Origin of the sequence: Candidatus Marithrix sp. Canyon 246 (assembly GCF_001723685.1) — a bacterium.
GTDB lineage: Bacteria > Pseudomonadota > Gammaproteobacteria > Beggiatoales > Beggiatoaceae > Marithrix.
This window is the reverse complement of the sequence record NZ_MCBX01000002.1, coordinates 159,160-173,819: the sequence shown is the minus strand read 5'-3', so window position 1 is coordinate 173,819 and position 14,660 is coordinate 159,160. Positions and strand designations below refer to the sequence as shown.

General features: G+C 33.9%; 13 protein-coding genes. 5 read left to right on the top strand and 8 right to left on the bottom strand.

Features of this window, described 5'->3' with window-relative positions:
- Positions 1 to 17 precede the first annotated feature (17 nt).
- Entirely contained in the window at positions 18 to 1,799 is a 1,782-nt protein-coding gene (locus BHU68_RS02155; protein WP_069469802.1) for an McrB family protein, read from the bottom strand.
- A gap of 114 nt (positions 1,800 to 1,913) precedes the next feature.
- On the opposite strand from BHU68_RS02155, the gene BHU68_RS02150 reads away from it, so the two are divergent.
- From BHU68_RS02150 to dacB, 5 genes are all read left to right on the top strand, one after another.
- Complete coding sequence (locus BHU68_RS02150) at positions 1,914 to 2,315, top strand: SCP-2 sterol transfer family protein (protein ID WP_069469801.1); 402 nt, start codon at positions 1,914 to 1,916, stop codon at positions 2,313 to 2,315.
- Positions 2,316 to 2,341: 26 nt separating this feature from the next.
- Positions 2,342 to 2,821 carry an SCP-2 sterol transfer family protein gene (locus BHU68_RS02145; protein ID WP_253180929.1) on the top strand — a complete coding sequence of 160 codons (480 nt, stop codon included), beginning with the start codon at positions 2,342 to 2,344 and terminating at the stop codon, positions 2,819 to 2,821.
- A gap of 75 nt (positions 2,822 to 2,896) precedes the next feature.
- A complete protein-coding gene (locus tag BHU68_RS02140) occupies positions 2,897 to 4,027 on the top strand; it encodes an efflux RND transporter periplasmic adaptor subunit (protein ID WP_216092614.1) in 1,131 nt (376 codons plus the stop codon).
- Complete coding sequence (locus BHU68_RS02135; RefSeq protein WP_069469800.1) at positions 4,027 to 7,629, top strand: efflux RND transporter permease subunit; 3,603 nt, start codon at positions 4,027 to 4,029, stop codon at positions 7,627 to 7,629. Before BHU68_RS02140 ends, BHU68_RS02135 begins: the two co-directional genes overlap by 1 nt.
- 36 nt (positions 7,630 to 7,665) lie before the next feature.
- Positions 7,666 to 9,111, top strand: coding sequence for a D-alanyl-D-alanine carboxypeptidase/D-alanyl-D-alanine endopeptidase (gene dacB, locus BHU68_RS02130; protein ID WP_069469799.1), 1,446 nt, complete (start codon positions 7,666 to 7,668; stop codon positions 9,109 to 9,111).
- Positions 9,112 to 9,232: 121 nt separating this feature from the next.
- On the opposite strand, the gene BHU68_RS02125 is transcribed toward dacB, so the two are convergent.
- From BHU68_RS02125 to BHU68_RS02100, 7 genes are all read right to left on the bottom strand, one after another.
- Complete coding sequence (locus BHU68_RS02125; RefSeq protein ID WP_069469798.1) at positions 9,233 to 9,529, bottom strand: hypothetical protein; 297 nt, start codon at positions 9,527 to 9,529, stop codon at positions 9,233 to 9,235.
- On the bottom strand, positions 9,516 to 9,698 hold the full coding sequence (locus BHU68_RS16225; protein ID WP_256359158.1) for a glucokinase: 183 nt from the start codon (positions 9,696 to 9,698) through the stop codon (positions 9,516 to 9,518). Before BHU68_RS16225 ends, BHU68_RS02125 begins: the two co-directional genes overlap by 14 nt.
- Positions 9,699 to 9,761: 63 nt before the next feature.
- A complete protein-coding gene (glk, locus tag BHU68_RS02120; protein ID WP_069469797.1) occupies positions 9,762 to 10,802 on the bottom strand; it encodes a glucokinase in 1,041 nt (346 codons plus the stop codon).
- 19 nt (positions 10,803 to 10,821) lie between these two features.
- Positions 10,822 to 11,001, bottom strand: a complete 180-nt coding sequence (locus BHU68_RS02115) for a hypothetical protein (RefSeq protein WP_069469796.1) — start codon at positions 10,999 to 11,001, stop codon at positions 10,822 to 10,824.
- A gap of 356 nt (positions 11,002 to 11,357) precedes the next feature.
- The gene (locus BHU68_RS02110; protein ID WP_171899598.1) at positions 11,358 to 12,875 is read right to left on the bottom strand and encodes an amidase; all 1,518 of its coding nucleotides are present in this window, start codon (positions 12,873 to 12,875) and stop codon (positions 11,358 to 11,360) included.
- Between the two features lie 240 nt (positions 12,876 to 13,115).
- Positions 13,116 to 13,334: a hypothetical protein gene (locus BHU68_RS02105; RefSeq protein ID WP_141699459.1), complete on the bottom strand. Its 219-nt coding sequence runs from the start codon at positions 13,332 to 13,334 to the stop codon at positions 13,116 to 13,118.
- Positions 13,331 to 14,602: a vWA domain-containing protein gene (locus tag BHU68_RS02100; protein ID WP_253181140.1), complete on the bottom strand. Its 1,272-nt coding sequence runs from the start codon at positions 14,600 to 14,602 to the stop codon at positions 13,331 to 13,333. Before BHU68_RS02100 ends, BHU68_RS02105 begins: the two co-directional genes overlap by 4 nt.
- Positions 14,603 to 14,660 lie beyond the last annotated feature (58 nt).

The following is a 14,660-nucleotide window of genomic DNA, read 5'->3' as shown; positions in this document are numbered from 1 at the left end:
AGTAGCTTTTTTAAAAATTATGCTTGTATTACATCTCGCCCATCTTTTAAAGCCTCAGCCCAACTATTAATAAGACTAGCGGATTTACGCAGATATTTACCATAACTTTCACTCCAATCTTCTAATCCCTGCATTAAACTCTCATTTGCAGGATCACCAACCATTAATTTTACTTTAGTCAAAACTTGTTGTAATAAAACTATATCTAAAGCATCCCATGCACTATTCATATTTAATAATTGTAAATTTTCTAAGCAACGTTTTAAAGATTCAGCAGCACGCAATGAAAACATCGCATTCTTATATTTTAATAATACATCAAGTTCCTCAATAGACATAATTTGTTGCTCTTCTAACTCTAATTTAGAACGTTGCAAAGTCGCCCTTGGTTCCAATTCCAGTTCTATAATTGAAGCGCGATCTAAAACACGAGGCGATAATGATAAAGTTGTATGATCATTATTTATAGTTGCTATAAAACGTAATGCAGGTGAAATAAATATTTTACTGCCATTAGTTGTAACACCTCGAATACTTTTACCACCTAATTCAATCATACGTGATTGTTCTGCATTATCTGAATATTGTGATCGCACTAATATATCGGCAAACCAATACTCTGGCTGACTTAAATTAAATTCTTCAAATATAACCATATATGTACGTTTATCGTTTTTACGCCAAGCAGATTCAGCTTTTACTAAAAAACGAGTAAACTCAGTAGGTTCAAATTCATTACTAATTGGATTTAAATAACCTAATAAATCTTCGCGTCCACGCCAAGTTGAACCCACTGGAACTATTAACTGACGTTCTGAATCATCTATTAAATCAATTGCTAAACTACTTTTACCTACACCCGGATGACCTGTAATAATAAGAATATTTTTTGTAAGTGAAACCGCCATTAAAGCATATAAATTTTCTTTACTATAATTTTTTTTAATTTTTTCTTTAATACTTTCTTTTTCTATTAATGGATAAATGGTACTACCATTTTTTGTAGTTGCTTGGGTTTTAATTGGTAATGGTGGGGTTTTTTTAATATCTAAATTTTTAAGACCCTCAAAAGGACTTTTATTGATGTTAGCTGATGGAGTGCTTCTATAACTCACCGAACGCATCGTATTTTGTTTCTGTAACAATTCTGCATTATTTCGTGCAACTTCAAACCAATCATGTAAGTTTGCATGAAAATGTGCAAAACGTTCAGCATCTTCAGTATTTGTCCAATTAGGATGAGGGCTACGTGCTTGTTCAGCAGCTTTTTCAAACATATTTTCTACTGCTACACGATTGACTTCTTTCAGATAAACCCCACCTATTATACTTTTATAATATACTGTTAATGTATAAGGCTGTTGAAAACGTGTCCATCCATCAGGATAAGGTTCTATTTTCCACAATGTTTTAAATTCATTTATTTTTTGTGGGGATACACTACGGACACGATAAGCACCGAAAACATAATCTTTAGGTCTAGTATTTATATCGCTAATACCGCGTGGTTCTTGAAACCGTTTACCCCAAAACAGTAAAATTTGATTATTTAAAGCTTCTGGATATGGGTCTAAAAGCCAGCCGATGCCTAAATCATCAATTAAACAATAAGGATTTTCTTGTTCAAAAATATGAATATGGTAACAACGTGGATCACCTTGCTGACAATAATCAGTACGAAATTGTTGTTTGGCAGAACAACTCCATGTTTCAGCATTTTTACAAATGCTACCATCCCAATTACTACGATGAGAATTTATGGTACAACCTAAAGCGTTACCAATAGTGATAAAACTCATAATACTATGTTCCTAACATTTTATAAGGTAAAATAAACCAGTTTAAATAATAACAGTTTTGATAAACTATAAACTTTAAAATTTTACATTTACATAATCAGGAGTAATTTAATAATGGCTGAATTTTTTTCAGACGCTTGGATGAACAGTTTCATGGAAGAATGGAATAAAGAACCAGATTTAGCTGATGCTTTATCTAAGATCAATTTCACTTCTAATATTGGCTACGGTTTGCTTGATGAAGATCAAGCAAGAGGCTTTGTAGTAGTTGAAAATGGTAAAGTGAAATCTGCTGGCGCTTATAATGGTGAAGAATTAAATTGGGATTTACGTGCTTCTCAAGATAATTGGGATAAATGGATGACCAAGGGTCTAGGTATGGCTGGTTTAGGTATGGCTTATGTTGGCGGTAAGTTAAAATTCAAAACTGGTGACTATAAGGCAATGGTAAAAGACCCACGTATGGCAGGTCCATTTGTCAAAACCTTTACTGTTATGGGTCGTGTTAAAGCTTAATTAATAATTAATATAGGAGAATTCAAATGTTAAAACAATTCGTTAAAGTTACTGCCTTTGCAGGTTTATTATTTTCTATGAGTTTCAGCCAAGCTGCTGATCCTGATTACTTTTCACCAGAATGGATGAATGATTTTAAAGATGCTTGGAATAAAAATTCAGAAATAACTGAAACTCTTGGCAAGATTGACTTTAATTCAACCATTGCTTATGGGTTTAAAGATGATGATAAACCATTAGGTGTTATAGTGGTTAAAGATGGTATTGTAACCACTGCTGGTGCCTATAATGATGAAGAACTCAATTGGGATTTACGCGCTCCTAAAGAAACATGGAAAGAATGGTTAGAGGCTGAAAATGGACCTACTAAAACTCAGTTATTTAGACCAGCTTGGTTGGGTGGTAAGTTAAAATTTCAAAAAGGTAACTATTCTGCTATGTTAAAAAACCCAAGCATGATGGGTCCTTTTGTTAAAAGTTTTACTGTCATGGGACAAGTAAAATAAAAATCACATCATGACTATGTGATAATTTTTTAAAGGCTTGTTATATAACAAGCCTTTTTTAATAGGATAAAATAAATGTATAAAAATATTTTAATATCAGGATTAATATTTATTGGAATCAATGTTAATGTAGCAGCTGAAACTTATCAAGTACGCGCTCATAATATGACTTCCTCTGTAACTTTAAGTGGAACTGTAATAGCAAAAAAAGAAGTAACCTTTACAGCTCAATTACCCGGAAGAGTAGAAATGCTTGCTGGTAAGGAAGGTGATGAATTTGATGCTCAAACTGTTTTAGTTATTTTAGATGATAAAGAATTGTTAGCCAAACGACGTGCTGCTATTGCAGCTTGGAGAAGTGCAGACGCTACTTTACGTAATGCAGGTATGCAATATTCACGTGAATTATTGTCTCCAGATTCACCTAGCAAAGCCCCCGGCGGTATGGGTCTGCCAAATCTATTTGATCAAGTGTTTAGTAAACCACTAAGTGATTTTATGGGACAAAGTGATCAAGGAATTGATCGTCAAGCTCAACTTAATAATTATAGTGTGCAAATTGAACAAGCACGTAATGCCTTATTACAAGCTAAAGCTCAAATTGAACAAATTGATGATAAATTGCAGGATGCAAAAAGTATTAGCCCTTTTGATGGTGTTATAACCCAAAAATGGATAGAAGTTGGTGATACTGTACAACCGGGTAAGCCTTTATTAAAATTTGCTGATCTTTCTAGCTTACAAATTGAATTAAATATACCAGCTCGTTTAATTCGAGGTTTAAAAGTCGGACAACGACTTTCTGCATCATTAGATGTATTGGATAAGCGTATTGTTGCAACCGTAGCACAAATTTTTCCTACTGCTAATATAAAACGCCATACTATTAAAGTCAAGCTAGATATAGATACTGATAATCAGTATGTAGCCCCCGGTCAATATGCTAAAGTAGATATACCAGAACGAAGTTTTGGCAGACAAAAAGTATTATTAATACCTATGAAAGCAGTAAAGAAACGGGGTAGTTTGCCCGGAGTTTGTGTATTAAAAAGAAATAATAAAACCGCGAAGCGTTTAGTTAGACTTGGTCAAAAAGTAAATCCAATGATTATTAATGATCTTGATCAATCTTTGGGAGATTTTGTTACAGTCTTAAGTGGTTTAAATGCTGGTGATCAAATTATATTGAATTGTGGTAGTCGTTAATGAGTCAAGAATCACAAGATAAATCTTTAGGTTTAGCGGGTAAAACCGCTAAAGCTTTTATTCATTCACCTATTTCTCCCTTATTGTTTTTTGCAATGTTATTTATGGGAATTATGGGTTTAATTTTAACACCTCGTCAAGAAGATCCGCAAATATCTGTTCCAATGGTGGACATATTTGTTCAATATCCCGGAGCTTCTTCACAACAAGTATCAACAATGGCACTTGATCCGCTACAACGGATTATGAGTGAAATTCCCGGTGTTAAACATGTATATGCTGCTGCTGAACGAGGACAGGGCATGGTAACAGTGCAGTTTAAAGTAGGTCAACAGTTAGAAAATTCTGTGTTTAAAGTCTATGATAAATTGCAATCCAATATGGATAAAATACCCCCCGGAGTCAGACAACCATTAGTTAAACCCAAGGGTATTGATGATGTGCCAGTTGTAACATTAACTTTGTGGTCTGAAGATGTAGATGATGGTGCATTACGGACGCTAGCACTTGATGTGATGCAAAAGCTGAAAGGTATTCCTAATACAGGACAAAGTTTTGTGGTAGGTGGACGCTCAGAGCAAGTTCTAATTGAAGTTAAACCTGAACGTTTATCAGGTTACGGAATTAGCATTGGACAAGTAGCGCAAACCATACAAACAGCTAATAGTGAAAAATCTGCTGGACAAATAGAATCTAATAATCAACATTTATCTGTTTATACTGGTAAATTTTTAACTAATGCTGCGGAAGTAGCACAATTAGTGGTAGGTAGTTATCAAGGTTCTCCTATATATGTACGTGATGTTGCTGAAGTTACACAGGGTCCAGAAAAAGAAGCTAATAAAATAGTTAATTATTATTCTGGTCCAGCTTATGGTAAGGATATGGATGTCAATGCTGCTTCTGCGGTAACAATTGCTATTTCTAAAAAAGTTTTAACTAATGGAGTTGCTGTTGCTAATGCGATCTTAGATCGAGTAGAGGCACTTAAAGGTAATGTTATTTATGATAATGTTCATGTAGAGGTGACTCGTAATTATGGTGCAAGTGCTAATGAGAAGGTAAATAGTTTAATTAAAAAATTATTTATTGCTACTGGTGCTGTAACAATATTGGTCTTATTTAGCTTGGGTTGGAGACCAGCTCTAGTTGTAACTTTAGTTATCCCAGTAGTTATTTTAGTGACAGTATTTGCAGCATACCTATTAGGTATGTCAATTGATCGTGTTAGTTTATTTGCTTTAATTTTTTCTATCGGAATTTTAGTTGATGATGCTATTGTGGTGATGGAAAATATTTATCGGCGATGGCTACTTCACAGTGAAACCGATACAGCCACCGCTATAGATGCGGTGCGCGAAGTTGGTAATCCGACGATTTTAGCTACCTTTACAGTAGTTGCTGCTTTATTACCTATGGGTTTTGTATCTGGCATGATGGGACCTTATATGATGCCAATTCCAGTTTTAGGTTCAGTAGCAATGATATTTTCTTTATTTGCTGCTTTTGCTTTTACCCCTTGGTTAGCAATGCGTCTCAAGCCATCAATGGCAGTACTTCAAAAAGCTGAACATAAGGAACATAAATCTAGTGAAATGTGGGAAAAAATATTCCGTACCATTTTACCACCTTTATTTAGTAGTAAGGTTCTGGGTTTAGGGTTTTTATTTGGATTGATATTTTTATTTTTTGCTGCTTGTTCAATGTTTTATTTTAAAGCTGTTGAAGTAAAAATGTTACCATTGGATAAAAAACCGGAATTTAATGTCTTTATTGATATGCCAGAAGGTACTGCTTTACCAGTGACAGCCAATTTGACAGATCAATTAGCTCAAATATTACGTGATAAAGAAGAGTTTCCTGAAGTCATAGCTTTACAAACTTATGTTGGTACTTCACAACCCTTTGATTTCAATGGAATGGTACGTCATTATTATTTACGTAATAAACCGTGGCAAGCAGATATTCATGTACAATTAGTAAAAAATAAGAGACCAAGTCATGCAGTTGCTGTTGAAGCACGTTTAGCATTAAAAAAATTGCTTAAAGAACTTAATAGTCAAGCTCATCTAACGATTGTAGAAATGCCACCCGGACCACCGGTATTACAGCCTGTAGTAGCTGAAGTTTATGGTCCAGATGATGAAACTCGTAAAGCAGTGGCTAAACATTTAACTCAGGTTTTTGAAAAATCAGAAATTTTAGATGATGTTGATAATTTAATTGCTAAACCACATAAAGTATGGAGATTTAAGGTTGATACAGCAAAAGCTGTAGAACGCGGAATTTCTGTTGATACAATCAACAATAATTTATCTATGGCATTAGGTGGTTTTAAATTAGGTGATATTAAACAAGGTACTATGCTTGAGCCAACTTATATTGTGATTCAAGTACCTTTAGTAGATAGAGCGCAATTAAGCCGCCTATATGATTTACCTATACCTTCACAAAAAGGTAGTACTGTACCTCTAGCAGAACTTGGAAGTTTTGAACAGGAATTGCAAGATCCTATTATTTTCCAGAAAGATTTACGTCCAGTTGAATATGTGGTAGGTGAACCAGTCGGTATCTTTAACAGACAAACTCATAGTTATAGCGAAAGTTCCACTATTTATGGCATGTTTGATGTTGAGAGAATGTTAAAGGATTATAAAGCCCCTGATGGTGTCAATTTAGTAGATTCTGCAAACTGTACAGATCTTTATGTAATGTCTTTATGTGACCGCTATCTTGGACCGCCAGAAATTGGTAAATCAGGCTTTGAATGGACTGGTGAATGGACTGTTACTTATGAAACTTTCCGTGATATGGGTATTGCATTCTTGGTAGCAATGGTGTTAATTTATATATTAGTGGTTTGGTTGTTTGGTAATTTTATTGTTCCAGCTATCATTATGGCACCTATTCCTCTAACTTTATTAGGTATAATTCCCGGTCATTGGTTATTAGATGCTGAATTTACAGCTACTTCAATGATTGGCTGGATTGCTTTAGCAGGTATCATTGTACGTAACTCAATTTTATTAGTAGATTATTCTATTTCTCAAATTCACTTAGGTTCATCTATAGAAGATGCTGTTATCTTAGCTTGTAAAACACGTACTCGTCCAATTATGATTACTGCTTTTGCTTTAGTTGGAGGTTCTAGTGTTATTATTTTAGATCCGATTTTCCAAGGTATGGCTATCTCTTTATTATTTGGCGTATTAGTGTCAACCGTATTAACGTTAATAGTTATTCCTTTAGGTTGTATTAGTATTGGACCAGATAGACTAATTGGAGCCAGTTCAGGAGGCGGAGATGTACCTCCAATAGAACCAATGAATCCTAATGCCGGTTTACCACTATGGTTACGTATTTGGATGGCAATTATGTCTGTGTTTCTGTTTATTATTACAGTATTCCAAAAAATACTAGGGATATTCACGATGATTTTTTATGTGAGTCGTAAGAAAAAACCATCGCCTCCACCAACAGAGCCGTCAACTGAAACTGAAGAAGAAGATGTTGTAACAACAACTTCAAGACGTTCAAAACGAAATGCTACAGAAAGAAATAATGTAGATTTAGTTAGTCAATATCAGGATAAAAAAGATTAAATTAAGATCCCCCTTTAAGGGGGAATGAGGTTTTTTATGTATAAATATATAAATGTATTACTATTAATGTGTATAAGTAGTTATGCTTATTCACAAAATATATTAACTCAAAATATTGATGGAGCATTAAAAAATGCTTGTTTAGATCGCAACCAAACATCTGTCAGAGTGGTTGAAATGCCAAGCGGACATATAGTTTATGATTACAATAGCTTAAAACCATTATTAGCCGCTTCAGTAATGAAATTAATTACCACTGCTTCAGCTTTACATTATTTAAGCCCAGAATATCGTTTTAAAACAACTATTTTACATACTGGACAAAAACGTCAAGGCACCATAAATGGACATTTAGTCATACGTGGAGGAGGTGATCCCTTCTTATCAACTAAAGATTTATGGAAAATAGCAACACAACTGAAAGCCAGTGGTATTTATGAAGTCACAGGTGATTTACTAATTGATCTGCACTTTTTCGATAGTTATAATCGGGCACCTGCATGGGAAGTGAACCGAAGTGATTGGGCTTATGATGCAAAAATAGGTGCTTTATCCCTAAATTTTAATAGTATTGCAGTACATGTTAAACCGGGAGATTATTCAGGAGATAAAGTCAATGCTTGGATAGAACCTTCTGTTCCTTATATGTTATTATCTAATAATGCTAAAACTATAAAACGTGGGCGCAATACAGTATCCGTAAAAAGAAGCGAAAATGCTTCAGGTTATATAAAGATGCAACTTAGAGGTAAGTTACCTATTAAAAGTAGAGAAAAACTGATTCGTCTAAATGTTTTAGAACCAATGCGCTATGCAAGTGAAACATTTAATTATTTATTAAAAAAAGCTGGAATAAGAGTTAAAGGTAAAACTAAAGTAGTATATAGACCTGTTGCAGGCAAGGCAATTTATACACATTTATCACCACCCTTATCTTTGATTTTAAAAGAGTTAAATACATTTTCTAATAATTTAACCGCAGAACAAGTTCTCAAAACAATTGCCGCAGTGCGTTATGGTACACCGGGAACTCATGCAGAAGCTTTGAAATTAACTAGACAATTTTTAACTCTAAGTCGTGTAGATTTGCGAGGAGTAAGCTTAGCTGATGGTTCTGGTTTATCACGTAAAAATAGAATGACAACTCGTGCAATAACTGATTTATTAACTAGAATGTATTCTCGTTTTGATATTGGTCCAGATTTTATGTCAGTATTACGTGTAATGGGAGCTTATGGAGTATTATCCAGCCGCTTAAAGAAATCACCAGCAAAGGGAAAGATTAGAGCCAAAACTGGAACTTTAAGAGGAGTAAGCACCTTAGCAGGTTATGTAGCTACTCCAGTAGGCAAAGTATTTGGATATGCAATATTTTTAAATAACAACCGATGTGGTGGTTGGAAAGCTGATAAGATTGAAGATAAGATTGTCAATAGCATTCATCGCTATGGTCATAATTATTTAAATACTGCTCAAAGATAGATTTTTAAACAAACCTGACAGGTTTTAAAAACCTGTCAGGTTTATTTCTCATTCTTCAATCTTTGCACCTCTGTTACAGTTAAACTAGTTTTCAAAGCAATCGTTTCAACATCCAAAATATCTAATAAATTTTTTGTTCTATTCCCTTTTTTTCTGCTTCTTCTTTAGCATAATCAAGTACATTTTTATAATCCAACTTGGCTTTTAAGTCTAATTGATAAGCAAATTGTTCATCTTTATTCAAAGCCTCTTTTATTAACTGATCTTTTTCTAATATCTTAGGTATAGACTGGCATTTGGCTAAATTACTTAAATAATATAACCAATATTCAATCAAAAAGCGTTTATTTTCTTCAGTTCCAAATATTCGTTTAAATCCAAAATCTGTAAATGGATCTATATATTTATCTTTTATCATAATCTGGAGATTTTCCTAAAACTGCTAATGCTAATTCGCCACTTATATATATACCATCAGAAGTCAGAAAACTTAATGCTATATTACCCGCTTCGGCACCAAAAATTGAGGCAAATAATTTGAGTGTTTGTTGACATAAAGCATTTTTATTATTCAATGTCATGTCAATAACAACTTTTGCATCTTATTTATTCTAGTTGACTATTTGTCGCGCCAATTTCGCCTATTAAAATCATACGTACACTCCACTTTTTGCTGCGTATCCTGCGGCTCCCAATAATCCTACTTTATCATTCATAATTACTTTAACTGGTATATCGGCATTGAGTTGAGCAAATTTAGGATTTTGAGTGTCTTTGGCTGTAAAAAAACGCATAAAGTTAGCATCACGCATTTTTTCTAATATTTTCGGAGCAATACCACCTCCAATATAGATACCACCTACCGTCTTATCATGCAATGCTAAATCACCGGCAACTGATCCATAAATTGATACAAATAGGTCTAATGCTTTTTCACACAAAGCATCTTCTTTAGCTAATGCTGATTCACTAATAACTTGAGCTACATCATCAGCTTGCTTCATACGTTCTATCAAAACTTCAGATTCTTGAGCGTCTTTTTCATTTGTCAGGAATTGATAAATATTTATCAGTCCATTTCCTGACAAAATTTGTTCAATACTAACATTGCCTTGATTTCTATCTTGTAAATAACTTAATAATTTTAATTGTAAATTATCTTTGTCATAGCTAGGTGCAAAGTTGACATGTCCACCTTCAGAAGCCGAAGGATAATGTTCATTTTCTTTCCAAGGCAATTTTACTTTTCCTAGTCCAGTACCAGCGGCAATAATAGCGCGATTACCTTCTAAATATTTACCCTGATTAATAATTTCTAAATCTTGTTCACCAAGTTGAGAAATACCATAAGCTATAGCTTCCATATCATTAAGAAAAAATACAGGTTTTTCCTTAATTAGCTTGCTTAAGTTAGTTTCTGTCATCAGTGGCCATTGCTTAATATTAGTCATTTGACAAGAGCATTTTCCTTCTTGATCTTTTTCTATAGGTCCAGCTATGCCAAAACAAGCAGTGTCAATTATTTTGTTGTCTTCGCTGACATGAGCTAAAAAGTCATTTATCAAACTTTCAAAACTATCATACTGTTGGCTTTCATATTTATTTTCTATAAGAGATATTATTCTATCATTTTCTTGTTTGAAAATTCCTAAATGAGTTTTAGTACCACCAACATCACCAGCTAAAATCATTTGTTTATCCTTTTGTAAGTTATTTTTCGTATATATCTCCTGCATCAAGGAGACATTCAGTAATTTTAGGAAGCAATAAACGTGTTTGGTTTTTGCCAACAAGCACAATACTAACTGTTACTGGTGTAAATTCAAATACAGCATCTATGTTGGTATCTTCCGAGGTTATTTTATCAAATAAATCTTGTATATCGCTCATATCATTAATCTTGTCATGCTATCATAAAAAGAAGAGCGAACATCCCGCTTTACCAACCCAAGTTCTTTACTAGTAGGTACAGTGGCAACAACATCATTCGCTTCCCTTATGGAATTTAGAATTTTAACGTTACTTCGTTTAAAGGATGAAAGGATTACCATGATTTTAATTCTCTCAAGCCTGACAAGTTTATTTAATTACCGCTTCTTAGGAAAATATTCCAGCCAATAACTAGCTAAATGATAATTTAGCCGCTTAAAGAAATCACCAGCAAAGGGAAAGATTAGAGCCAAAACTGGAACTTGTTTAAAAACTAAATTGGATAAAATCCTTACTTTCATCTTTCAATTGAATTTCTATTTCAGCAAAACCTGTTTAACTGACCCAACATGACTAGGAATTTTATTCTGCCAAGAATGTTCTGATTCTAGTTGTTTTGCTAACATAAATAATACCTTATCATTTCCAACTGCCGCCATAAAATGTGCCCCATGAGGCAAACCATTTTGATCCCAGTATAGTGGAACTGACATGGCTGGTTGCCCTGTAATATTCGCTATTGGTGTGAAAGGCATGTGATACAATAATTTATCAATAAGAATCTCTAAAGTATTTTTATAAATAGCATTTTTACCTAATCCTGTAACAATCAGAAATTTAAGTAACAATTTTTCAAAAACATTAAACTCAAGAGCATTGCTTGTTAGGGGTAAAGTTGCAACCGTAGGGGTTAAGATAACATCATATTTTTGATGTAGTATTGACATTTTTTGAGATGTAGTTTTCCATATTTTCAATGCTTGATTCACTTTATCCTGACTAATTCCACTTCCTGCAATGGACATAAATTTTGTATTTAATTCAATATCCAATTCATTTTCTTTAACTCCGAATAAAGTTGCCATATCAATTATATTACCATGTGTATAATGAATAACTATTATTATAAATGCACGCATTAATTCTCTTCCATCAAAGTTCCATTGCGTTGCTTCTACATCATGACCTAAATCTTCACAATATTTTGCTGCTAATTCGGCACCTTTAATACATTCAGCATGAACTTTAGTTTTTATTGGTGATTCTGTAATCAATCCAATTTTTAATTTCTTTTCCTCACATGTAGCTGAAAATAGATAACTATTTTCTTTGGGATTTAATATTGAATAATCATTTCCTAGGTTTCCTGCAACCATATCAAGATAAGCGGCACTATCTCGAACTGAAATTGTAGAAACATGACTAACTACAGCACCAGCCCAAGCCTTAGTCATATCTTCATATTTATTTAGCCCTTGTGAAGGTTTGAATCCAAAGATTCCACAATATGATGCAGGAAGCCTGATAGAACCGCCACCATCACTAGAATAAGCCATTGGAACAACTCTTGAAGCTACAACTACTGAGCTACCACCACTTGATCCACCTGAATTTTTTGATATATCCCAAGGATTTAGGGTCGCACCAAAAGCCGTGGTTTTTGTTATAGGTGAATTACCTATTTCTGATGTTGTTGTTTTTCCGAATGTAATTAATCCAGCAGAATTAAGCTGATCTGCCATTCTGTTATTTTCATTTGGAACATATGACTTCATTGCATTGCTGCCATTTGACATTGGCATACCTTTAAATGCAAGCATTAAATCTTTTACTAAAAATGGAACACCGCAAAAAAGACTATTTTTATCTAAATTATTGATAAGTGTTTCTGCGAAAGAATTATCCTGATAGATAACGGCATTATACTTGTGATTAATTTTTGATAAGCGTTCATTTGCCTCAGCTAATAGTTCTTTAGGAGATACTTCTCCCTTTTTTACCAACTCTGCTAAGGCTAAAGCATCATATTGTTCATATTCTGGGAATGTTTTCATATATCTAAACATAGTCAACGCCTACAGATACTTATACAAAGATTGATACGGATGCTGTTCAACAACCAAACAATCACCTTTTGTGGTATTAGGGGATTGGGTAAATTCAGGCAACGTTGAACCTGTGGATCAATGACCCTCATCGCTATAGCCCATATGTTCGACTTCATAATCTCGCTGGAATGTCGTGAAGAGATCGTAAATTGACATCTGTTGATCTTCTGAGCTAATATCTGGTTTTTAAAAGTGGCTATTCCAACGAAATGGTTCTAAAAAAAAAGTGGACAGCACATAGCGATAATCATCATTATTCGCTTTAACTGAGCGATGCGCATGATTTATGGTTGCAATGGCTTGTTGCCCCTTTTCGCTGTCCAAACCAAAATAAATCAGTGTACGAATCAATTGACGGGTACGCATCAGAAGATAGTAGATAGTGTAAATTGTTTGATTCATCAATATTTCTGCTGGGTTTTTGACTTATACTGTTTGGTACGCATTAATTTACGTTGTTTAACCCACTTCTTACCTTCTAAATTTTTAGCATCATCCAAATTCATCTGTTGCTGCTTTTTCAATGACTTGGAATTATATTTAGCCGCTTCTTCGCCTAACTTATTAGCATTTTCTATTAAAACGCGCTGTGCTTCTTTTATTTTACCTTCATCGCGTAATTTTACTGCTAACTCATTTTTTTCTACCGCTAATTGTTCTGCCACCGCTGTCATTACACTAACATCTGTATTTTTTGCCACTAGCTCTAGTGAATCAGTAAAACTGGCTGTTGCCATACTACTCATACGTTCCATTTTATCATTATCCATACGGCGATAAACCACTGCTATTCCAGCAATCATACGCTCTTCAGCAACTTTATTGGCAGCCACTTCCAATTCTAATAGAATATATTTTTCTTGTTCACTATACAATTGGTTTAATTTTATTAACACTTGTTGGGCTACAATTTGAGCATCTCTGCCTAGCACCCGAAGAGGGCGTACACCTTCAGCACAAATAATAGTAACATTAACCTCTTGAGATACTACCGATAATATATCACTAAACTCATGTTCAAAAAAAGCTAACAAATCATTAGCATGTTCGACAAAAGCATGATTACCATCACTTTTTTTAGCTAATTGAGTCATTAAATCCTCATTATAGCCTAAACCCAAACCAATGGTAGTAACAGAAATATTTTCTTCACCTAATGCAGCACCTAATTTTCCTAACTCTTCAGGGGTACTTGGTCCAACATTTGCTAGCCCATCCGATACTAAAACAATACGATTAACTCGTTTCCTATCTAAAAACTTGCGAATTTCTCTTGCACCTTTTTCCATTCCATCATAAAGCGCAGTTGAACCACCAGCTTTTAAATTATTAATCTCTTGAATTATCATCTGCTTATCAGTCGCCTTAGTCGCTGGCAACAAAATTTCAGCCTGATGATCATAAGTGATTACTGAAATAATATCATATGGGCGCAAATGCTCAACAGCCATAATAGCGGCTTTTTTGGCATTAACAATTTTTTCACCCTGCATTGAACCTGATTTATCAATTACTAAAGCCACATTAATTGGCACACGCTTTTGTTTTTCTTTAAAAGGCAAACCAGTTAATGAGACTCGTAAATATACATTTTGTTTTTGCTCAGCTAACAATACCGGTGTAGCTAAAGCAGTATCTAATTTTATTTGGTAAGCTAAAACAGTGTTTGACATTTTAATTACAACAAAGATTATTAAAACAATGAAGAAAACAGTTATATATCGCATAATG